Annotated in this window: 27 protein-coding genes; 23 read left to right on the plus strand and 4 right to left on the minus strand. The window is 30.7% G+C overall.

Annotated elements, in window-relative coordinates; translation table 11 throughout:
* Positions 1 to 13 precede the first annotated feature (13 nt).
* The 22 genes from rplV to rplQ all read left to right on the plus strand — a co-directional run bounded on the left by rplV (position 14) and on the right by rplQ (position 10,781).
* Positions 14 to 346 (plus strand): 50S ribosomal protein L22, encoded by a 333-nt coding sequence (gene rplV / locus ACICP0_RS01550; protein WP_395480188.1) that lies wholly within the window; start codon positions 14 to 16, stop codon positions 344 to 346.
* An 18-nt stretch (positions 347 to 364) separates the two neighbouring features.
* Positions 365 to 1,063 carry a 30S ribosomal protein S3 gene (gene rpsC / locus ACICP0_RS01555; RefSeq protein WP_395480189.1) on the plus strand — a complete coding sequence of 233 codons (699 nt, stop codon included), beginning with the start codon at positions 365 to 367 and terminating at the stop codon, positions 1,061 to 1,063.
* Between the two features lie 11 nt (positions 1,064 to 1,074).
* On the plus strand, positions 1,075 to 1,488 hold the full coding sequence (gene rplP, locus ACICP0_RS01560) for a 50S ribosomal protein L16 (RefSeq protein ID WP_395480190.1): 414 nt from the start codon (positions 1,075 to 1,077) through the stop codon (positions 1,486 to 1,488).
* Positions 1,489 to 1,490: 2 nt separating this feature from the next.
* On the plus strand, positions 1,491 to 1,691 hold the full coding sequence (rpmC, locus tag ACICP0_RS01565) for a 50S ribosomal protein L29 (protein WP_395480191.1): 201 nt from the start codon (positions 1,491 to 1,493) through the stop codon (positions 1,689 to 1,691).
* Positions 1,681 to 1,935, plus strand: coding sequence for a 30S ribosomal protein S17 (gene rpsQ, locus ACICP0_RS01570; RefSeq protein WP_395480192.1), 255 nt, complete (start codon positions 1,681 to 1,683; stop codon positions 1,933 to 1,935). Before rpmC ends, rpsQ begins: the two co-directional genes overlap by 11 nt.
* Positions 1,936 to 2,133: 198 nt before the next feature.
* Positions 2,134 to 2,502, plus strand: coding sequence for a 50S ribosomal protein L14 (gene rplN, locus ACICP0_RS01575; RefSeq protein WP_395480193.1), 369 nt, complete (start codon positions 2,134 to 2,136; stop codon positions 2,500 to 2,502).
* An 11-nt stretch (positions 2,503 to 2,513) separates the two neighbouring features.
* The gene (gene rplX / locus ACICP0_RS01580) at positions 2,514 to 2,828 is read left to right on the plus strand and encodes a 50S ribosomal protein L24 (RefSeq protein WP_395480194.1); all 315 of its coding nucleotides are present in this window, start codon (positions 2,514 to 2,516) and stop codon (positions 2,826 to 2,828) included.
* A 14-nt stretch (positions 2,829 to 2,842) separates the two neighbouring features.
* Positions 2,843 to 3,409 carry a 50S ribosomal protein L5 gene (gene rplE, locus ACICP0_RS01585; RefSeq protein ID WP_395480195.1) on the plus strand — a complete coding sequence of 189 codons (567 nt, stop codon included), beginning with the start codon at positions 2,843 to 2,845 and terminating at the stop codon, positions 3,407 to 3,409.
* Positions 3,402 to 3,707: a 30S ribosomal protein S14 gene (gene rpsN, locus ACICP0_RS01590; protein ID WP_395480196.1), complete on the plus strand. Its 306-nt coding sequence runs from the start codon at positions 3,402 to 3,404 to the stop codon at positions 3,705 to 3,707. Before rplE ends, rpsN begins: the two co-directional genes overlap by 8 nt.
* A gap of 30 nt (positions 3,708 to 3,737) precedes the next feature.
* Complete coding sequence (gene rpsH / locus ACICP0_RS01595; protein ID WP_395480197.1) at positions 3,738 to 4,130, plus strand: 30S ribosomal protein S8; 393 nt, start codon at positions 3,738 to 3,740, stop codon at positions 4,128 to 4,130.
* Between the two features lie 13 nt (positions 4,131 to 4,143).
* A complete protein-coding gene (gene rplF / locus ACICP0_RS01600) occupies positions 4,144 to 4,689 on the plus strand; it encodes a 50S ribosomal protein L6 (protein WP_395480198.1) in 546 nt (181 codons plus the stop codon).
* Positions 4,690 to 4,728: 39 nt separating this feature from the next.
* On the plus strand, positions 4,729 to 5,082 hold the full coding sequence (gene rplR / locus ACICP0_RS01605) for a 50S ribosomal protein L18 (protein ID WP_395480199.1): 354 nt from the start codon (positions 4,729 to 4,731) through the stop codon (positions 5,080 to 5,082).
* Positions 5,083 to 5,098: 16 nt separating this feature from the next.
* Positions 5,099 to 5,599, plus strand: a complete 501-nt coding sequence (gene rpsE / locus ACICP0_RS01610; RefSeq protein WP_395480200.1) for a 30S ribosomal protein S5 — start codon at positions 5,099 to 5,101, stop codon at positions 5,597 to 5,599.
* A 2-nt stretch (positions 5,600 to 5,601) separates the two neighbouring features.
* Entirely contained in the window at positions 5,602 to 5,781 is a 180-nt protein-coding gene (rpmD, locus tag ACICP0_RS01615) for a 50S ribosomal protein L30 (RefSeq protein WP_395480201.1), read from the plus strand.
* A 3-nt stretch (positions 5,782 to 5,784) separates the two neighbouring features.
* Positions 5,785 to 6,225, plus strand: coding sequence for a 50S ribosomal protein L15 (gene rplO, locus ACICP0_RS01620; RefSeq protein WP_395480202.1), 441 nt, complete (start codon positions 5,785 to 5,787; stop codon positions 6,223 to 6,225).
* A gap of 7 nt (positions 6,226 to 6,232) precedes the next feature.
* Entirely contained in the window at positions 6,233 to 7,567 is a 1,335-nt protein-coding gene (gene secY, locus ACICP0_RS01625; RefSeq protein WP_395480203.1) for a preprotein translocase subunit SecY, read from the plus strand.
* A gap of 70 nt (positions 7,568 to 7,637) precedes the next feature.
* Positions 7,638 to 7,754 carry a 50S ribosomal protein L36 gene (rpmJ, locus tag ACICP0_RS01630; protein ID WP_395480204.1) on the plus strand — a complete coding sequence of 39 codons (117 nt, stop codon included), beginning with the start codon at positions 7,638 to 7,640 and terminating at the stop codon, positions 7,752 to 7,754.
* Positions 7,755 to 7,907: 153 nt separating this feature from the next.
* Positions 7,908 to 8,264 carry a 30S ribosomal protein S13 gene (gene rpsM / locus ACICP0_RS01635; RefSeq protein ID WP_395480205.1) on the plus strand — a complete coding sequence of 119 codons (357 nt, stop codon included), beginning with the start codon at positions 7,908 to 7,910 and terminating at the stop codon, positions 8,262 to 8,264.
* Positions 8,265 to 8,281: 17 nt separating this feature from the next.
* On the plus strand, positions 8,282 to 8,671 hold the full coding sequence (gene rpsK / locus ACICP0_RS01640) for a 30S ribosomal protein S11 (protein ID WP_395480206.1): 390 nt from the start codon (positions 8,282 to 8,284) through the stop codon (positions 8,669 to 8,671).
* Between the two features lie 32 nt (positions 8,672 to 8,703).
* Positions 8,704 to 9,324, plus strand: coding sequence for a 30S ribosomal protein S4 (gene rpsD / locus ACICP0_RS01645; RefSeq protein ID WP_395480239.1), 621 nt, complete (start codon positions 8,704 to 8,706; stop codon positions 9,322 to 9,324).
* Between the two features lie 26 nt (positions 9,325 to 9,350).
* Positions 9,351 to 10,343 carry a DNA-directed RNA polymerase subunit alpha gene (locus tag ACICP0_RS01650; protein ID WP_395480207.1) on the plus strand — a complete coding sequence of 331 codons (993 nt, stop codon included), beginning with the start codon at positions 9,351 to 9,353 and terminating at the stop codon, positions 10,341 to 10,343.
* Between the two features lie 42 nt (positions 10,344 to 10,385).
* Complete coding sequence (gene rplQ / locus ACICP0_RS01655; protein WP_395480208.1) at positions 10,386 to 10,781, plus strand: 50S ribosomal protein L17; 396 nt, start codon at positions 10,386 to 10,388, stop codon at positions 10,779 to 10,781.
* Between the two features lie 1,317 nt (positions 10,782 to 12,098).
* On the opposite strand, the gene bssS is transcribed toward rplQ, so the two are convergent.
* A complete protein-coding gene (gene bssS, locus ACICP0_RS01660; protein ID WP_395480209.1) occupies positions 12,099 to 12,347 on the minus strand; it encodes a biofilm formation regulator BssS in 249 nt (82 codons plus the stop codon).
* 1,805 nt (positions 12,348 to 14,152) lie between these two features.
* Between bssS and glyA the strand changes: the two genes are divergently transcribed.
* Positions 14,153 to 15,406, plus strand: coding sequence for a serine hydroxymethyltransferase (gene glyA / locus ACICP0_RS01665; RefSeq protein WP_395480210.1), 1,254 nt, complete (start codon positions 14,153 to 14,155; stop codon positions 15,404 to 15,406).
* Between the two features lie 411 nt (positions 15,407 to 15,817).
* Here the strand turns inward: glyA and pmbA are convergent, their stop codons facing one another.
* The 3 genes from pmbA to bamB form a co-directional block, all read right to left on the minus strand.
* Complete coding sequence (gene pmbA, locus ACICP0_RS01670; protein ID WP_395480240.1) at positions 15,818 to 17,182, minus strand: metalloprotease PmbA; 1,365 nt, start codon at positions 17,180 to 17,182, stop codon at positions 15,818 to 15,820.
* A 1,514-nt stretch (positions 17,183 to 18,696) separates the two neighbouring features.
* Positions 18,697 to 20,178, minus strand: coding sequence for a ribosome biogenesis GTPase Der (der, locus tag ACICP0_RS01675; protein WP_395480211.1), 1,482 nt, complete (start codon positions 20,176 to 20,178; stop codon positions 18,697 to 18,699).
* A gap of 959 nt (positions 20,179 to 21,137) precedes the next feature.
* Positions 21,138 to 22,337, minus strand: coding sequence for an outer membrane protein assembly factor BamB (gene bamB / locus ACICP0_RS01680; RefSeq protein ID WP_395480212.1), 1,200 nt, complete (start codon positions 22,335 to 22,337; stop codon positions 21,138 to 21,140).
* Positions 22,338 to 22,663 lie beyond the last annotated feature (326 nt).

The following is a 22,663-nucleotide window of genomic DNA, read 5'->3' on the forward strand; positions in this document are numbered from 1 at the left end:
AATAATAGATTACATGGAAACTGTCGCTCAGCATCGTCGAGCTCGTTCTTCTGCACAAAAAGTTCGGCTAGTAGCTGACTTAATACGCGGAAAGAAAGTGTCACGAGCTTTAGAAATTCTAACTTATACTAATAAAAAAGCAGCTGGTTTAATCAAAAAAGTATTGGAATCTGCTATTTCTAATGCTGAACATAATGATGGTGCAGATGTCAACGACTTAAAAATTAAAAAAATTTTCGTCGATACAGGCCCAAGTATAAAGCGCGTTATGCCTCGTGCTAAAGGTCGCGCAGACCGTATTTTAAAACGCACTAGTCATATTACTATAATTGTATCCGATCATTAATAATCTGGAGATTAGAAGATGGGTCAAAAAGTACATCCAAATGGTCTACGATTAGGTATTGTTAAATCTTGGAATTCTACTTGGTATGCAAATACCAAAGAGTTTGCTAATAATCTAGAAAGTGATTTTAAAGTTCGACAGTTTTTGAATACAGAATTATCAAGTGCTGCAATTTCTAGAGTGTTAATTGAACGTCCAGCTAAAAGCATTCGCGTTACAATTTATACTGCTCGTCCAGGCATTGTGATCGGCAAGAAAGGTGAAGACGTTGAAAAATTGAGAAAGATAATAGCAGAACTTACTGGTGTTCCAGCACAAATTAATATCACTGAAATTCGTAAACCAGAGTTAGATGCGAAGTTAGTTGCCAAGAGTATTGCCTCACAGTTAGAACGCCGAATTATGTTCCGACGCGCAATGAAGCGCGCAGTACAAAATGCTATGCGACTAGGCGCCAAAGGAATCAAAGTTGAAATTAGTGGTCGTCTTGGAGGTACGGAAATTGCCCGTACTGAATGGTATCGAGAAGGTCGTGTTCCTTTACATACTTTGCGTGCAGATATCGATTATAGTATTGCTGAAGCATATACAACTTATGGTGTTATTGGTGTAAAAGTATGGATTTTTAAAGGTGAGATTCTTGGTGGTATGGTTGCTATTGACCCACCAGAACAACTATCTCCACTGAAAAAACAACCTCGTAAAAATCGCAAGTAAGGAGAGTTGTAATGTTACAACCAAAACATACAAAATTCCGAAAAATGCAAAAGGGTCGTAACCGTGGTTTGTCAATTGGTATGGATATCAACTTCGGTATGTTTGGTCTTAAGGCCATCGACCGCGGTCGTTTAACTGCTTGTCAAATTGAATCAGCACGTCGTGCGATGACACGGGCAATTAAGCGTCAAGGGAAAATATGGATCCGGATTTTTCCAGATAAACCGATTACGAAAAAACCGCTTGAAGTGCGTATGGGTAAAGGTAAAGGTAATGTGGAATATTGGGTCTCTTTGATTAAGCCAGGTAGAATTCTTTACGAAATGGATGGGATTACAGAAGAACTAGCTCGCGAAGCTTTCAAACTTGCAGCTGCAAAACTACCAATTAAAACTGCATTTATAAGCAAAATGATGATATTGTAATGATGAAAATACAGAAGCTACGTGAAAAAAACGTTAGTGCGCTTAAAATGACATTAATTAGCCTATTACGAGAACAATTTAACTTACGTATGCAAATTACGAGTAGTCAGACAAAACAAACTCATTTGTTAAGACAGGTACGTCGTAATATTGCACGTATCAACATGTTATTAACTGAAAAACAGAAAAATAATGAACAGTAAAATGCGTACACTACAAGGTAGAGTCATTAATGATAAGATGGAAAAGTCTATTACTGTTACTCTTGAACGTTTTATAAAACATCCAATTTATGGAAAATTCATAAAACGTACTACTAATCTTCATGTGCATGATGAAAATAATGATAGTAAAATCGGAGATATCGTTGAAATTAGAGAATCCCGTCCAATTTCTAAAACTAAATTTTGGAAATTGATTCGTATTGTAGAAAAATCGATTATATAAAGTTGAATGATTTTTGATTTAACTTTAACAAACATTTATTCTTATATTAAAGAATTTTTTCTACTTATATAAATTGTAGAAATGGGTGTTATGTTGCCGTATTTCATTATAATTTTTATTATACTTACATCAAACAAATTTATCTTTTAGATAGATTTATGTTATTAATATAAAGTTTGACATCAATGGATTACTATCATGATTCAAGAACAAACGATGTTAACAGTAGCAGATAACTCTGGTGCACGACGCGTAATGTGCATTAAAGTACTAGGTGGTTCACGACGTAGATATGCAGGTATTTGCGATGTAATAAAAATTACTATTAAAGAAGCGATTCCTCGTGGAAAAGTAAAAAAAGGCGATGTTCTGAAAGCTGTTATAGTACGCACAAAAAAAGGTGTGCGCCGTTCTGATGGTTCTGTTGTTCGATTTGATGAAAATGCTTGTGTCTTATTAAATAATAATGAACAGCCCATAGGCACACGCATTTTTGGACCGATAACTCGTGAGTTACGTATTGAAAAATTCATGAAAATTATTTCGTTAGCCCCTGAGGTGCTTTGAGGAATAGAATTATGGCAGCAAAAATTCGTTGTGGTGATGAAGTTATTGTACTCAATGGTAGAGATAAAGGAAAACGTGGTAAAGTAATACATGTTCTTTCCACAGGAAAAGCTGTTGTAGAAGGTATTCATCTTGTAAAAAAACATCAAAAACCACTTCCAGCTATGAATCGGCTGGGTGGTATTGTTGAAATAGAATCAGTAATTGATCTTTCAAATCTTGCAGTTTTTAACACCGTTACCAATAAAGCTGAACGCATTGGTTTTAGAATCAACAATGGAAAAAAAATGAGATTTTTAAAATCTAACGGTCAATTGATTGAGTAATATGGAGTGATAAAATGGTAAAATTGTACGATTTTTACAAAAATAAAATAATATATCAACTGATGGAACAGTTTGACTATCATTCTATCATGCAAGTTCCGCGAATCGAAAAGATCACATTAAATACAGGTGTAGGTAACGCCGTTACGGATAAGAAATTTTTAGATAGCGCCATAACTGATTTAACTGTAATTTCTGGTCAAAAACCAATTGTTACAAAAGCAAAAAAGTCTATATCTGGATTCAAAATCCGACAGGGCTATCCGATAGGTTGCAAGGTAACCATGCGTAGTAAACGCATGTGGGAATTTTTTGAACGATTAATCTTTGTTGCTATACCACGTATTCGTGATTTTCGTGGTTTTTCTGAAAAATCATTTGATGGTCGAGGTAATTATAGCATGGGTATACGTGAACAAATAATTTTCCCGGAAGTTCATTATGATAAAATAGATAGTATTCGTGGTTTGGATATTACTATTACTACTACTGCAAGATTTGATGATGAAGGCCGTGCACTGTTAACTGCTTTTAATTTTCCTTTCCGAAAAGAAAGTAGGGTTGTTACACATCATGGCTAAACAATGTATGAAAGTACGTGAAGTTAAACGAATGAAATTAGCATGTAAGCTATTTAAAAAGCGTATAATACTTAAAACTGTCATTTCTAATGTTCATATTTCTAATGAAGAGCGTTGGAACGCAATGCTTAAGCTACAAACTTTACCACGCGATTCTAGTCCATCTCGTCAGCGCAATCGTTGTCGTCAAACTGGTCGACCACATGCCTTTCTTAGAAAATTTGGATTAAGCCGTATTAAGGTCCGTGAAGCTGCTATGCGTGGTGAAATTCCGGGCTTAAGAAAGGCTAGTTGGTAATTGATCTATGAATTTACGAGGATAAAATATATGAGTATGCAAGATCCAGTTGCAGATATGTTAACTCGTATCCGTAATGGTCAGTCAGCAAATAAATCTGTGATTTCTATTCCTGCTTCTAAACTTAAAATTGAAATCGTTAATTTATTGAAAAAAGAAGGTTTTATTAGAGATTATAAAATTGAAGGTGATATTAAACCTAACCTTAAATTAGAACTTAAATATTACCAAAGTAAACCTGTAATAGAATATATAAAGCGTGTCAGTCGACCTGGTTTACGCATCTATAAGAAAAAAAATGCATTACCGAAAGTAATGGCGGGTATGGGTGTCGTAGTTGTTTCTACTTCTAAAGGTATCATGACTGATCGTACAGCTCGTCAAGTCGGTCTTGGCGGAGAAATCATCTGCTACGTAGTTTAATTATGAGGAAAACATGTCTCGTGTTGCTAAAGTACCTATCGTTATTCCTCCAAATGTTGAGATAACAATTAACGAGCAGAACGTTTTAGTTAAAGGTCCAAATGGAGAATTAATTTATACTGTCCATGAAATTGTTCGTATTCATAAAATTGATGGTCAGTTGACCTTTATTCCATGTGATGAAGAAGGTCGTCGCCATATCAATGGTTGGATATTAGCAGGTACTACACGTGCATTACTGAATAGTATGATCATTGGTGTAACTGAAGGATTTACTAAAAAAATACAGCTGATAGGCGTAGGTTATCGTGCTATTATCAAAAATAAAGTCTTGAGTTTATTTTTAGGGTTTTCTCATCATATTAATTATATTTTACCAAATGATGTTATTGCAGAATGTCCAAGTCAAACTGAAATTATACTAAAAGGTATAAACAAACAAGTTATTGGTCAAGTAGCTGCGGATTTGCGGTCTTTTCGCCGTCCGGAACCTTATAAAGGTAAAGGCATTCGTTATGCCAATGAAGTTGTACATACTAAAGAAGCCAAAAAGAAATAAGATTATTTAAAATAATCATGATGAAGGTAAGAAATATTAATGGATAAGCGAGCAGCTCGTATCCGTCGTGCAGTTCGCACGCGACGAAAAATTCAAGAATTAGGTGCTATACGCCTAGTGGTACACCGTACTTCACGTCATATTTATGCACAAATTATTGCACCGAATGGTTCTGAAGTTCTAATCGCCGCTTCTACTATAGAAAAGGATATTTCGAAAACATTAAAAGGTACCGGAAACAAAGATGCTGCTATTGTTGTAGGTAAAATAATCGCAGAGCGCGCATTACAAAAAGGTATTCATAATGTAGCCTTTGACCGTTCCGGTTTTCAATACCATGGTCGAATTCATGCACTGGCAAACGCCGCTCGTGAAGCTGGACTACGGTTCTAAATCAGTGGTATAAATAATGATACATATTGAAAAACAATTTGCTGAATTACAAGAAAAATTAATTGCAGTAAATCGTGTATCTAAAACCGTAAAAGGCGGTCGTATTTTTAGTTTTACAGCACTGACAGTTGTTGGTAATGGTAATGGTCGTCTTGGTTTTGGATATGGTAAAGCAAGAGAAGTTCCAGCAGCAATACAAAAAGCAATGGAAAAAGCCCGTCGTAACATGCTAAATATTACACTAAAAAATGGCACTTTGCAACATGCAGTAAAAGGTATACATACAGGATCTCACGTATTTATGCAGCCGGCTTCTGAAGGCACCGGTATTATTGCAGGTGGTGCTATGCGCGCTGTTTTAGAAGTTGCAGGAGTTCATAATGTATTAGCAAAAGCTTATGGTTCAACTAATGCAATCAATATAGTACGTGCAACTGTTCATGCTCTTAGCATGATGCAATCTCCCAAAATAATTGCAGCTAAACGTGGTAAATCTGTTAAAGAAATTTTAGGTTAATCATGCAAAAAATTATTAAGATCATTCAAACTTGTAGTTCTATCGGGCGACTACCTAAACACAAAGCAACTCTAATTGGTTTAGGATTGCGCCGTATAGGTCAAGTTGTTGAACGTGAAGATACCCCTGCAGTGCGTGGTATGATTAAATCAATTTCCTATATGGTTAAAATCAAGGAGTAAGAGATGTATTTAAATACTCTATCTCCGGCTAAAGATTCCAAACACTACTCTAAGCGTCCGGGACGTGGTGTGGGATCTGGTTTAGGAAAAACTGCTGGTCGTGGTCACAAGGGACAAAAATCTCGTTCAGGTAGCCGTATACGTCGAGGTTTTGAAGGAGGCCAGACGCCTCTATATCGTCGTCTTCCAAAGTTCGGGTTCACTTCGCGTAGGTCTATGATTACTACAGAGATTCGTTTATCCGATTTAACACAAATTGGCATTGGAAGAAAAATAATTGATCTAGATACACTAAAAGTTACTAATATTGTGCGAAGCCACGTTCGTTTCGTTAAAATTATTTTATCTGGTGAAATTAAACAGGTTGTGATTATACGTGGATTACGTGTCACTAAAGGTGCCCGTGCTGCAATCGAAGCCGTTGGTGGTAAAATTGAGGAATAAATAGCGAATGGTTAAACAATCAGGGGCTTTTTTTAAAAACACTCATGATAAACTTAGAGGGTTAAAACATAAATTATTGTTTGTTATTGGATCTCTGATTGTTTTTCGTATAGGTTCCTTTATTCCAATTCCTGGTATTGATTCTACAATACTTTCAAATTTACTGGAACAACAACGAGGTACTATCATTGAAATGTTCAATATGTTCTCTGGTGGCGCTCTTAACCGTGCTTCAATTTTTGCCTTAGGAATTATGCCTTATATTTCAGCATCTATTATAATTCAATTATTAACGGCATTACATCCAACATTATCAGAGATAAAAAAAGAAGGTGAAACTGGAAGACGAAAAATTGATCAATACACTCGATATAGTACATTACTATTAGCTATATTTCAATCAGTTGGTATTGTTACTTGTTTACCACATATACCTGGAATGCAAGGTTTAGTTATTAATACAGGTTTTACGTTTTATTTTGTTGCAATTATAAGTTTAGTATGTGGAACAATATTCTTAATGTGGTTAGGTGAACAGATTACTGAACGAGGTATCGGAAATGGAATCTCAATTATTATTTTTTCAGGTATCGTAGCAGGATTACCTCCTGCCATTGGCCATACAATAGAAGAAGCTAGACGAGGTGATTTACATTTTTTATTATTATTGTTTATTGTTATACTTATCTTAATGGTAACTTCTTTTGTCGTATTTATTGAACGGGGTCAACGTCGCATTGTTGTTAATTATCCTCATAGACAGCACGGACGTCGTGTGTATGCAGCCCAAAACACACATTTACCACTAAAAGTAAATATGGCCGGCGTTATTCCAGCAATTTTTGCTTCTAGTATTCTTCTTTTTCCGGCTACTCTCACATCTTGGTTTGGGGGTAGCACAGGTTGGAAATGGTTGACTGTTATTTCACTTTATTTACAACCTGGACAACCACTGTATGTATTATTATATGTAAGTACTATTATATTTTTCTGTTTTTTTTATACAACGTTAGTTTTTAATCCACGTGAAACAGCAGACAATTTAAAGAAGTCAGGCGCTTTTATACCAGGCATTCGTCCTGGTGAGCAAACGGCTAAATATATTGATAAAGTGATGACTCGTTTAACTCTATTTGGTGCTATGTACGTTACTTTTATTTGTCTAATACCAGAATTTATGCGTGACGCAATGCAGGTGCCTTTTTATTTTGGAGGTACATCGCTATTAATCGTGGTTGTAGTAATTATGGATTTTATATCTCAGATACAGACTGTAATGATGTCGAATCAGTATGAATCTATTTTGAAAAAAGCAAATTTAAAGGGGTATAACCATCGATAAATTAACTAATTTAGTTGATATTTTTAAAAGCACGAATTAGTTGGTAATTTTAAAAAATACGGAGAGTACAATGAAAGTACGTACTTCTGTTAAAAAGTTATGTCGCAGCTGCAAAATTGTTAAACGTAATCGAATAGTTTATGTGACTTGCAATGCCGACTTTAAGCATAAACAACGACAAGGCTAATCTTGTTAACATTTTCTTGAAAAATTATAGTAATTTAGCTAAATTGACCAGTTAGCTAATTCTAGTTACCATAATTTATAATATTGTTTAAATTTTTAAAGGACAATGCTTTTTATAGTATTGTTTTTAAACACGAAAATAATAGGAGTAAAAGTGGCCCGTGTAGCAGGTATAAATATTCCTGATCATAAACATACTGTTATTGCATTAATGTCAATCTATGGTATTGGTAAAACTCGCTCACAAAATATTTGTACAACTGTGGAAATTACTGGAAATACTAAAATTAGTGAGCTATCTGAGACACAACTTGATGCATTGCGTGATGCAGTATCCAAATTTGTTGTAGAGGGTGATTTACGTCGTGAAGTCAGCTTGAATATAAAGCGCTTGATGGATCTTGGCACTTATCGTGGTTTACGTCATCGTCGTAGTCTTCCAGTCCATGGACAACGTACCAAAACGAATGCACGTACTCGTAAAGGTCCGCGAAAAATAATTAAGAAATAATCAGGATAAATCAATTAATGGCTAAAGCTCCTGTTCGTATACATAAACGCATTAAAAAGCAAATCTTGGATGGTATAGCTCATGTCTATGCTTCTTTTAATAATACTATTGTTACTATTACTGATCGACAAGGAAATGCCTTGGGTTGGGCAACTTCCGGTGATTCTGGTTTCCGTGGTTCTCGTAAATCTACTCCTTTTGCCGCACAAGTCGCCGCGGAGCGTTGTGCTGAGGCTGTAAAAGAATATGGAATTAAAAATTTAGAAGTTATGATTAACGGACCGGGCCCAGGTCGCGAATCCACTATTCGCGCATTAAATGCGGCCGGATTTCGTATTACTAATATCACTGATGTTACTCCAATTCCCCATAACGGTTGTCGGCCACCTAAAAAGCGCCGTGTATGATATTACTTTTAGGTTTAGTTGGAAAAAATAAAATGGCAAGATATTTAGGTCCTAAACTAAAACTCAGTCGTCGTCAAGGTACCGATCTTTTTCTAAAATCCGGCGTTCGTTCAATTGATTCTAAATGTAAAATTGGGCAATTACCTGGTCAGCAGAGTATACGCAAGCCACGTCTTTCAGATTATGGATTACAATTACGTGAAAAACAAAAAGTTCGACGTATTTATGGTATATTAGAACGTCCATTTCGAAACTACTATAAAAAAGCAGCACGGTTAAAAGGTAATACTGGTGAAAATTTATTACAGTTATTGGAATCTCGTCTAGATAATGTTGTTTATCGTATAGGGTTCGGCACTACTCGCGCAGAATCACGACAATTGATTAGCCATAAAGCAATTATGGTAAATAAACATATTATTAATATTGCTTCTTATCAAGTTGTTACTAACGATGTGATTAAAATTTGTGAAAAAGCAAAACAGCAATCTCGCATTCGTGCTTCATTAGAGTTGGCTGAGCAACGTGAAAAGCCAACTTGGCTTGAAATTGATGCTACTAAGATGGAAGGAATATTTAAACATATTCCAGAACGTGCTGATCTGTCAGCAGACATTAATGAACACCTAATTGTTGAATTATATTCTAAGTAAAGCTTAAGTAGTAAAGAGAGGAGATCATGCAGGGTTCTGTGACAGATTTTTTAAAACCGCGCTTAGTAGATATCGAGCAAATTAGTTCTACGCATACTAAGGTAACGCTTGAACCTTTGGAGCGTGGCTTTGGTCATACATTGGGCAATGCGTTGCGTCGTGTTCTTCTTTCATCTATGCCAGGATGTGCAGTAACTGAAGTTGAAATTGATGGAGTACTACACGAATACAGTACCAAAGAGGGTGTACAGGAAGATATTTTAGAAGTTCTGTTAAATTTGAAAGAACTTTCAATAAAAATTCAAGATAAAAATGAAGTTATTTTAACTCTAAGTAAATCTGGTATTGGTCCTGTCATTGCAGCTGATATTAAACATGATGGAAATGTAGAAATTGTTAAGCCACAGCATCTTATATGTCATCTAACAGATAATAATGCATCTATTAATATGCGCATTAAGGTTCAACGTGGACGTGGTTATATTCCAGCATCTGCTAGAATGCATTTGTTAGATGCAGATGAACGATTAATAGGTCGTTTATTAGTAGATGCATGTTATAGTCCGATTGAACGTATCGTTTATAACGTGGAAGCAGCTCGCGTTGAACAACGTACAGATTTAGATAAATTAGTTATTGATATGGAAACTAATGGAACAATTGATCCTGAAGAAGCAATTCGACGTGCAGCTACGATTTTAGCTGAACAATTAGAATCGTTTGTTGACTTACGTGATGTACGTATCCCAGAAGTTAAAGTAGAAGAACCAGAGTTTGACCCGATTTTATTGCGTCCTGTCGATGATTTAGAATTAACAGTTCGATCTGCTAATTGTCTTAAAGCAGAATCTATCCATTACATTGGTGATTTAGTACAGTGCACTGAAGTTGAATTACTCAAAACACCTAACCTTGGTAAAAAATCTCTTACTGAAATTAAAGATATACTAGCTTCTCGAGGATTATCTCTTGGTATGCGGTTAGAAAATTGGCCTCCAATGATTATTACTAATGAATGATTTTTATTATAATTTAATATATTGCTTGAAAGGGTAAAATTTATGCGCCATCGTAAAAGTGGTCGTCGACTAAATCGTAACAGTAGTCATCGTCAAGCAATGTTACGAAATATGGCCGTATCCTTAATGCGGCATGAAATAATTAAGACGACTCTACCGAAAGCAAAAGAGTTGCGGCGAACCGTTGAGTCGTTAATTAAAGTTGCTAATGTTGATAGCGTTGCGAATCGTCGTTTAGTCTTTGCTCGTACTCGTAATAACGAGGTAGTAGCAAAGTTATTTAATGAATTACGTGTTCGTTTTATTAATTGTAATGGTGGTTATACTCGTATTTTAAAGAGTGGATTTCGTACAGGCGATAATGCAATAATGGCATATATTGAGTTTATAGATCGCACGAAAACAACATCGCCCGTAGAAAAAGTAGTTATAAAATAATTAATCTATTTAGATTTTTTATAAATGTGCTGCGACCATTTATATTAATAAAAATTATATTCAATATGTAATCATAAAAAGTAGAGCTCTGTTTATATAAATTTTATAGGCTATATGATGTTTTTCCTAGAAAAAGCTGATAATTTTTTACTTTTTAAAATGTTTACTTTCTAAGTAGCCAATGTTTACAAGAAACTAAAATATTTTAATTATTGAGTTGAGATAACTTGTGGTTTATTTAAAATTTATTTGTAAATATTTCTATGTTTGATAGATAACAATAAAGATCATCTACAGTATTTTTTATTAGATTTGTACGATTGTTTTTTCTTCACTTACTTTGATTTCAATAGCTCTATGGTATAAATATAACCATATATAGCAAAGCTTTCTATAGTATTTCAATACTACGAAAGACCATTTATGTACGCTTGTTAAAATATTTTTTTGCTTATCATTGATGAGTCTAGTTAACTTCATATTTCTTATGAGGCTAACTTATACCATGGATATATAGAGCACTATCCTAGAATATTCCGAAGTTTAATCTGCTAATAATTTTTATTATTTACGGTAATAATCGATCGATTATCTTCTAATATATTGCTATAAAACCTGTCATTGACAATATCCATATCATGGATATAATAGTAGCATTATAATAATCCATATTATTTTTACTACTTCCAATAGGCAGTATCCGCATGTTCTATATGCATCTATTTTTAGATACAAGTAAGTATGAAAATACCATTGGTGTATCATGTAGATAAGATATAGACAAGAATAAAATAATGCATGCTTATACTACCTTGAGTAAGTAATTATAAAGATTCTTGATCTTCTTCGACAACTGAAATACTATAAATTTAGTTCTTTTATTGTTGACATGGAGAAGAATAGGAACAATCAACTATGTAATCTTTTTTTACTCTATAATTTTTTTCAGATAGAAGTCATTAACGGATACTGATTAGTATATCTTGTAAATTAAAATGTTACTTACAGTACTATTATACTTTTCATATTATTAAATTTCTATGGTTAATTTTTATTAATATAAAATAATTATTAGTACAGATATAACAGGATAAGGCATATAAATATAATTAACTCAATTAGTTTAATATAACTATCTATATATGTACTATTTTTTAATTGTATTAAACTCATAGTATCGTTATTAATTGATACATATCTCTATTTAAATGCATCATTATGCTATGTATGCTTATGTTCATATTTTATTACTTTAACATTTTAAAAAGATTGTATATAGAGATAGCAAATTTTGTTTATGAAACCAGTATCAAAGAACTAATGTTTGCAATAAGTTCTATGTTCTGATGATTCTATTTTAGCTATTCCAGCTTCTAGGATAGAAATAAGCTGTTTGGCAATGTCAGTCGTAAGCCATAATGTTCGATCAACTTTTATATCAGTAGCAGTTTGACCCGGAGAATTAATATAATGTAGTCGAATCATCATAGCATCATAATCGTCTACTGTACTAATATCCCAGCCGACTAGTAGATGTGTATGAATGATTTCATTTGTTCTGTTCATTTTTTGCCTTGTATAAAATTTATTATGAGTTGTTGAATAGACTAATGAAGTTTTAGCACTACTAATATTTAGTATACCCTATTTTTATCGTTTTATTTGATCAAAATTTTTAATGGAAAATTACTTAGGTAAAACAGATATAATTTTTATAAAAATTACTGTTGAAAACAATAAAAATTGTTGCTATTTGATATGATACGTTAATAAATAATTCTATTAATTTATTTAAAATAAAGATAAAAAATCATTAATTTTTCTGTATCACACTAAACATATTATGAATTTGTTAATTTAATTAATTCATAAAAATTATCTATTTATTTTATTTTAAATAAATGATATATTATTTACATAATTAAATTATATAATTTAATTTTTTTAAAAATTCAAAAAATATAGTTGTCAATCTATATGACTGGAATAGAAGTAGTTTTACAAAATAAAATACTATACTTATATATTATTTTAGATATATAAAAAATATATTTTATAATTTTTATACTACAATAAATTTACATTAGTAAATTTGGATGAATCAAGTAGATATATTATATAAAATATATTATTTAATTTTATTATCTTCATAAAATTATTGTATTAGAAATAATGTATTTAATTTGAATATATATTCAAATTAAACATTTTTCTTTTTTCCATATAAATAATATCATTTACTTGAAAATTTCAATTATAAGAGATAGAGTCCTGCTAACTAAGATATTCTTAGTTATTAGAATAATAGTTATAGTTATTAATAAATAGTTTTAAAAAATAAAGATAAAATCAATAATAATGTTAAAAAAGCAATTTTAAAGGAACTTGGTATATATTAGTAATATAATTTGTCATATCCGATCATATATAATGTATTGTATTCCTATGGATCCCTATTTATTAGAATGGTTTATTTATTAAATAAATAAGATATTAATTTTATATATTTTAGAAGAAATCATATTTTACTAAAAAATAAAATACTACCCGTCAGTATAACATAAAACAGTAATATTATATTAATAATAAATAGTATTAAAGTTAGTTATTGATTAAAATATAAAATATTATATAATTTAATCAGTGAAGATATTAATTTAAATAAATATCATATAATATAGTAAATTATTAATTTTAGAAAAATTAATAATTTCAATTAAAAAGCGATATATACCGATATAGTTAATAATGATATCCATCACATCATAAAAATAGTGGAAATTATTTCCAATATAACGGTTTTATTAAATTTAAAGTGATTTTAAAAAAATTTTGTTAATACAATATATTGTAAAATATATCTTAAGAAAGCATTTATTTAAATTTAAAAAATTATTTTTTCAAGCTAATCTTTATATGCTTCAATGTTAGTATGATTAGTCATGAATATATAATAGATATACAATAGTATTAATTTAAATTGACGATACTATCATATATAAACTAGTAAAAATAAAAATTTTCTATAATACGTATAAAGATCACTAAGATAATTAATATGAGATCTGAAATTAACTCTTTCAATCATATTGGAATTTAGCTTTTTATAGTATAAATAATAAAATTATTTACAACACATTAATATTCATATATTATTATATATAATATAATTATTATATTGTTAATTTATAATATACAAAATGTGTCAATTAACCATTATAGACATAATAGACATATAATCTATAATTTTTTCAATCAATTAAGCAACTTAAAAAATTAAAAAATAAAACACATTTTATTTAAAACTTACTATTCTACCTTCTACTCATTTCAAATGATTTCATGTATAAGTTTAACGGAGCGAATAATTAATGTCAAGATATGATATGAATATTGAACAATATGATATTGAATTATGGAAAGCTATGGCTCAGGAAATGGTACGCCAAGAAGAACATATTGAGTTAATTGCATCTGAAAACTATACTAGTAAGCGTGTTATGGAAGCACAGGGTTCTCAATTGACAAATAAATATGCTGAAGGTTATCCGGATAAACGTTACTATGGCGGATGTCAATATATTGATATAGTGGAGCAATTGGCTATTGACCGTGCTAAGACATTATTTGGAGCAGATTATGCCAACGTGCAACCTCATTCAGGCTCGCAAGCCAATTTTTCTGTTTACACAGCTTTGCTAAAACCAGGTGATACTATATTAGGTATGCATTTAACACACGGAGGTCATTTAACACATGGATCTTCAATCAATTTTTCTGGTGCATTATATAAGACTATATCCTATGGTGTTAATGAATATTGTCAAATAGACTATGAACAATTAGCTAAATTAACCAAACAACATCAACCAAAGATGATTATTGGTGGATTTTCTGCTTACTCTCGCATAGTTAATTGGGCTAAAATGCGTGAAATCGCTGACACTATCGGCGCTTATTTTGTTGTAGATATGGCGCATATAGCGGGATTGGTTGCTGCTAATATTTATCCAAATCCACTTCCTCATGCTCATGTAGTAACTACAACTACCCACAAAACGCTTGCTGGACCTCGTGGCGGTATGATTTTAGCAAAGAACGGTAGCTTAGCACTATACAAAAAACTAAATGCTTCCGTTTTTCCTGGAGCTCAGGGAGGACCATTCATGCATGCTATTGCTGCAAAAGCAGTTGCGTTGAAAGAGGCTATGCAACCCGAGTTCAAAGTCTATCAGAAACAAGTAATTAAAAATGCTAAAGCAATGGTAACGGTATTTTTGTCTAGAAATTTTCACATTATATCAGGTGGAACTGATAATCATCTATTTTTATTGGATTTAGTGGATAAAAATATCACTGGTCAAAAAGCAGACGAAATACTCAGCCGAGCCAATATTACTGTCAATAAAAATTGTATACCAAACGATTTGAAAAGTCCACTCGTTACTTCAGGAATACGAATTGGAACACCTGCAGTCACCAGACGTGGTTTTATAGAAACCGATGTACTTGCACTAGCAAGCTGGATATGTGACATTCTAGATAATATTAACGATGAAGAATGTATTCAACATATTAAAAATAAAGTTTTAAATATTTGTGCTCGTTATCCAGTATATCTATAAAAATAGATGGTTGGCTATTCCTGCTTGTTAGCATACTGTAGAATGGAATTTTCTACAGTTTTAAAAACTAATTCTTAATTAAAATAAAATTTTGTTATCTTAAAAAAGAAATGAATGAATATGAGGATATAAAGATCTGAATATATAACACATACGTTTAAACTAATTTAAAATTTAAAGTGAAAGATTGCAATAATTTCATTGAAATAATAAAACACACAAAGTGTTAGCTCATTATGCATTGATAGAACATGGAATTTATTTTGATTTTGAGCATTAGTTTTATTATATGTGCAATAGAACAAAATTTAACTGATGATAAAACATAACTACATTGCCTTTAAACATAAGAAAACTAAACTTATAAAAAGACTTTTTAATTAAAATTTTAAATTAATGAACTTGATTTTTTTACATCATAGCTTTTTCTTGACCAGAAATACACATTTCTGATAGAAGTATGGATCCACAATGAATGCTGCTTCGAGTATCTATATCCTTACCAATACCGACTATATTGCTTAACATTTTTTTCAAATTTCCAGCAATAGTAATTTCGCTGACTGGATAAGCTATTTCACCATTTTCAACCCAAAAACCAGCAGCACCACGAGAATAGTCACCTGTGATAATATTCACGCCTTGTCCCATCAATTCAGTCACAACCAAACCGCGCTTCATTATTTTAAGTAACTCAGAAAAATTCATATTTTGATGCGAAGAGACAATCCAATTACAGATGCCACCGGCATGCCCGGTACTTTTTAAGTCTAGTTTTCGCGCTGCATAGCTATCAAGAAGCCAAGTATTTAATATTCCGTCTTTTATAATAATACGATCACATGTTTTCACGCCTTCATTATCGAATGGTGAAGATGATAAACCTTTAGGCATATGAGGACGTTCATTAATAGAAAACCACTTTGGTAGAATCATTTTACCTAAATCATTAAGTAAAAAAGTAGATTTTCGGTATACGTTACGACCGCTGATTGCAGATGCTAGATGTTCAAAAAGCCCAGCAGCTACTTCTGAAGAAAATAAAACCGGAACTTCTTCCATTGTTGGCAATTTTCGTGAATTAATACGTGCTATAGTACGATGAGCACATTCTTCTCCCACTGTACATGGTGAACGTAGATCATCGATGGCACGTCCAAGAGTGTAGGCGTAATCACGTTCCATTTGTCCTTCACTTACTGCTATTACACTACAGGAGAGAGAATAATGAGTACTATTGTAGCTTTTTAACATACCATAGCTATTTCCGAATACACGGGTACTAAAATAACTATTGAAATTACCTCCTTCTGTATGAAGGATACGTTTGTCATTATTAAGTGCCGCTTGTTCACTTTCAGCTGCTAGTGTAACAACATATTCAAGATTCAGATTTGTAGGATGAAAGATATTCAAGTCTGGTAGAGCCTCTAAGGCTAGTAAAGATTTTTCTGCAGGTCCTGACGCCGGATCAGGTGACGTATACTGAGCTATCTCTCGTGCAGCCTCCACGGTACGAGCAATCGCTTCAGGTCTAAGGTCTGTAGAGGAAGCACTACCTTTACAATGCTTATTGTACACGGTAATATATAGTGCACCATCATTTTTAAACTTAATTTTATCTATTTCACCATAACGGGTACTAATTTCAATACCGGTAACTTTATTTATTGATACTTCCACTGCATTTGAATTAGAATGCGCTAAGTTCAGCGCATGAAGACATGCAGTTTCCAACTTCGTTCGCTGATTATCAATTTGATTGACTGACATCATTATATTATTTTTACTCATTATAGTTTTCCGCTAAAAAAATGTTTTTTATATTTCACGCATCATGAATGATATGATAATAAGTATTGAGCGTCATTATATTATATTAGAATGGTATTATTCGTACATTAGAATGCAAGAGAAAACTATATTCTTATCGAGAATATAGTTTTTTATTAGAATTGATCATACATTATATTATGATGTTTATTGCGTACTCTTCCATCTATTTATTCTAACATTAACTAAATTATAATAAACTATAAATATAATCTATTGTTATGATTTTTTCAAAATAAAATTCTCAAGAAGATTCTATGAATGGCCATAAAATTATGCACTAGCCTCAATAAGCTTAAAACGTATAAATAATATAAATAGTATAGATAACTTTAATATAATAAAACTATTATAAAATTTTTAATAACTCAGATTGTCATTGTAAATTACTACATACATAAAGAATTAATAGTATATTAAAAGTGCCTTTATTAAGTTAAATAACTTTGTTTTATTTAAATTAATGCAGTATTAGAAGTTAAAAAGTTTTATAATAAACCAATTACAATAATCACTATAATTTTTATTAATTGACAAAGAAAACAGAAAGAAAAACCTATTATTTAATACTATAGTAGTTTATTCGAAATATTCGACTCGTACAAAGTTTATTAATGAAAATATTGAATAGCTGATGATTGCTTAACAGCAAATAATTACTATTACAGTCTTACATTTATAGATTGTTGAATGATACTAGAAATGTTTCCGTAAGATATGTTACTTAACATATCTTAGATTAATAATCTTATTTTATAAATTATGAGTACTTCAAGTAAAATATTTTGTTTTCAATTAATACTGTATTGATATAATACAATACAGTGCTTTATCTTTAAATAATTTCTATTATAAAAATACAGTTAATTGAATTAAATTCACGCATTTGCAATAGTATGTAAAAACTGTTCATTTTTAACTATAACAGATTCGATTGATCTCACTAATTTGGATAGATTAAAAAACCGTTATCTTTTTTATCTTTATTACTTAACAATATAATGATTATTATGCATCATAGTTATAACAATTGTGACTGTTATGATTAACACTGATATGATTTGATTTTTTAATAAAACGTACGATAATGTTTAAATCAAAAGCACTTAAATTATACTTAGTGCATTGGATTAATTTTTAGATTCTTATTAATTTTTTCTTTTTATTAACAAAATATTATGAAGATTATATAAAATGGTTCCCAACAACCTATTATTTTAAAATATTTAAAATATTATGGATATGTAATTATCATATATTTTGTTGAATATGAAATATTTGATTGATCAAAATCATTCATATTATATGAAATTATTTTCAGTACCAAATGATAGACATATTTATATAAAGTATAAAATATAATGCTATCCATATAAATATTATGTAGTAATGATGTATAGATATTTTATATAGATGTTAAACTATTGAACACAGAATTATCTATTCGTGAACTTATTTTATTTACTTTTTTTCAATGCATTGTGTTTTTTATTATTTTTTTGTTTATAATATTGTGTAGAAATTAACGTATTACGCTGAGTAATAAACGGATTATTAGCTTCATTAGTTTGAATACGAATTGGAGTCCCCATTAAATTCAATGAACGACGGAAATATCCCATTAAATAACGTTTATAGGAGTCTGACAAACGTTTGACCTGTACACCATGAATCACTATAACAGGTGGATTATAACCTCCTACATGGGCGTATTTTGGTTTTATGCTCCGTCCATGAATCAACGGTGGTGGATATTCATCTATTGCCATATGCATGACGCGAGTTAATAATGCTGTACTTATTCGTTTAGTCGCACATTGATAAGCTTCATTTACTGATTTGAATAAATTATTAACGCCGTTTCCTTGCAACGCTGAAATGAAATGGAACCGAGAAAAATCGATAAAGTTTAGTCGAAAATTAAGCATATACTTAAAATTATTTTTTACTTCGATAGATACACCGTCCCACTTATTGATTGCAATCACCATGGATCTACCGCTGTTAATAATATAGTTTAGTAAAGATAAATCTTGATTAGTAATACCTGCATGAGCATCTATTAACAATATTACTACGTTTGCATCATCAATAGCCCGAAATGCTTTGATGATTGAAAATTTTTCTATTACTTCCGTAATATTACTACGTTTTCGTACACCTGCAGTATCAATTAAGATATATTTCTTTCCATCATATACCACAGGTATATAAATACTATCACGTGTAGTACCAGGTTGGTTGTAAACTAATAGTCGTTCTTCATCTAAAATATAATTAATTAATGTTGATTTGCCTACGTTAGGACGACCAACGATAGCTAATTTTACATATGGCGTTTGTAAATTGAACATTTTTTTTTTCTTTTTATAATATGTATCAACATCTTCTAATAAAAAATTACAACAATCTTGTTTATAATCAGAACGTACTAGCAAGTTATTTTCTTTTGTTAAAAGTAGTAGGATTTGTTCAAGTAATTTTCTAATGCCATGTCCATAAGAAGCAGAAATAGAAGCAATGCAATTAATTCCTAATTTATAAAAATCTTCTGCAACACTATTAAAATAGATGCCATCAATTTTATTAACAACAATTATCGTAGTTTTTTGTTTTTTTCTTAAATAATCAGCAATATTATGATCAGAAGCCATTAATCCAGTGTGACCATCTACTATAAATAGTACGATATCAGCTTCTTCGATAGCAATAAAAGATTGCCTGATTATATATTTTTCCAATTCTTCTGTTATAATGTCAATGCCACCTGTATCAATAATAATACATTCATTATTTTCCCATTTTATACGACCATATTTACGATCTCGAGTTAGTCCAGGAAAATTTGTTACCAGCGCATCATGAGTACGTGTTAGTCGATTAAATAAAGTAGATTTTCCTACGTTTGATCGCCCGACTAATGCTATAACAGGCATCATAATTATAAACCTCTTCTTTAAGGAATCAGAAATAAAACAATGAATACTATTCAAATTAAATTGAATAAAATCATTTTAAATGTGTCAAGGAGTTTCAAATTTATTTATACATTAAGTTTTTATGAAATATATTTATTGATCTATGTATTTTTTACACATCAAACAGACTAGTAGGAATATCATTTGATAAAGAAGAAAACATATCTTTTAAATTGATATTTAGTATCGTGTTTTTTCATGAATAATCCAATTCGATCTAATCGATAAAAAGAAATAAATTAGAACTTATTTTAAACCTTATTAAGTTAAGGATCGCTCGATTGTTTCTTTAATTAACTATTGATAATTTAAGTTAATTATTTATGGTAAATTATACAAGTACATTTAGCCATCAAAGATATCACCTAATAATTTTGATATTAATGATTTATCTCTGTGGTAAATTATGATTATTTCTTAATTTTACATATAGTTTTAAACTATTAAACAATGATTTTATTTTATTGCATAATAGTTAATATTGAACTTTAAGTATAATAATGTTATTATTAGTTTTAAAATAATAAAATCCAATATATTACAGACAATATTTAATAACTACATAGTAATTCAGTATTAAACCAAATTTAAAAGAAAAAAATAATTTTATTATTATCTTTACTTTTTTAAAATTGTAACTATAAAATATTGAAATTTTATCTATTAACCATTATTACAATATATTATATGTATATTTATTCACAACTTAATTAAGTGAATATATTATTATCATATATGATAATATTTACTTTATCCATAAAAATTAATTTTTATTAATTAATTAGTAAATTAAAAATTATTTTTACAATTATAACTTAGTTTAATATCGGTTAAATTTGAATGATATTAATTAAAGTAATGATCTATTGTACATAATTTTATTTAATATATAACAATAACATATTATCACTGAATAATAATTAGGTGGATTCATGGTAAATAAAAGCATAAACTTTCCCATTTCTCGTCTGTACAATAAGTTTGTTACGAGCAATAATAGGTGAATTTAAAATCCCTGAGTTATCGACTTTCTTATGAGCTAAAATTCGACCATCATCAGTACTAAGCCAATGCAAATACCCCTTTGAGTCTCCTGTTACAATGTAATTGTTATATAATACTGGAGAAATTAAATTATGATGTTGTAGTGCATTTTGCCTCCATATAACATCTCCATTTTGGATATCGACTGCAATTACTTGGTTATCTTGATTGATTAAATAAATATAACCATGATTTACTAACAGGTTATTAATAGACCCTATATTACGTGACCATATAATTTGTCCAGAACGAAGATCTAGTGCTACTAAGTTTCCATTGTAAGCTATCGCATACACAATTTCATTTATTATCACTGGTGTAATTTTTACATCATGAAGCTGAGCAATTTCATTATCGTCGGCATTTTGTTTAGAGATTTTTTGTTTCCAAATGAGTTGACCTTGATCCATTGATATTGCGCTTACATTACCGTCACTTCCACCTACAATAGCGGCACCAAAAGCTATAGCCGGGGAAGATTCACCATATAATTTCAATGGCGAAATATTTAAGTTGACGGTCCACTGAAGTCTTCCATCAGATTCATTAAGTGCCTGCAACATGCCATTACCAGTATGTATGAGTACCACACCATCATCACTGACTACTGGTTTTGATACAGCTTCACCAGCCACTGTTGTCATCCAAGAAATACTACCATCGTGCACATGTAATGCATAAACTTTAGCCAATTCACTACCTATGTACACATGATGTCGTGCTACTGTTATACCACCAGCAAGTTTTGCTGGATGTCTTTTCCAAAAAGAGTTGGTATGGATAGATAAATCTAATGACCAAATTTCTTTACCGGTATTTATATCCAGAGCTTTTACTAAGCCATTTCTATCAGCAGCAAAAATATATGTATCCTGCCAAGCAAGTTGAAGATTAGAATAGAAATTATTACTCCCTTGTCCTACTGAACAGTGCCATGCTTTTACTACTTTAAATTGATTATCTAATTTGGATAATTGTGACGCAATAACTACATTGTAGTCACTTCCAGTGAAGATACATCCACCGAATAAGTAAAACAATAAAAATAACATAAATATAGTATTATGTAAGTTCATAGCATCTCTTTCATTTAGATAGATTTTTTCTATTATTATAGATGAACAAAATATAACATATATCAAATCATATTTTTTAAGTTTAGAGAAGCCAATATGTTACGTTAAAAATAACTATGTATTATAGGCCCTTACTTTTAAAATATTAGTAAAATCAATATATCAATAATAACTTTCCTAGTGCAATACTCCTTCATAACATTATCTAATTAGTTAATTCTAGTAGTTAATTCTAGTATCGACTAGAATCAATTAACCCCATGAGTTTGAATAAATATTCCAAATTAATAACAATGTATCTTTAACTTTTTTATGCTATGTATATT

Origin of the sequence: Candidatus Curculioniphilus buchneri endosymbiont of Curculio glandium, from assembly GCF_964275155.1 — a bacterium.
Taxonomy (GTDB): domain Bacteria; phylum Pseudomonadota; class Gammaproteobacteria; order Enterobacterales; family Enterobacteriaceae; genus Curculioniphilus; species Curculioniphilus buchneri.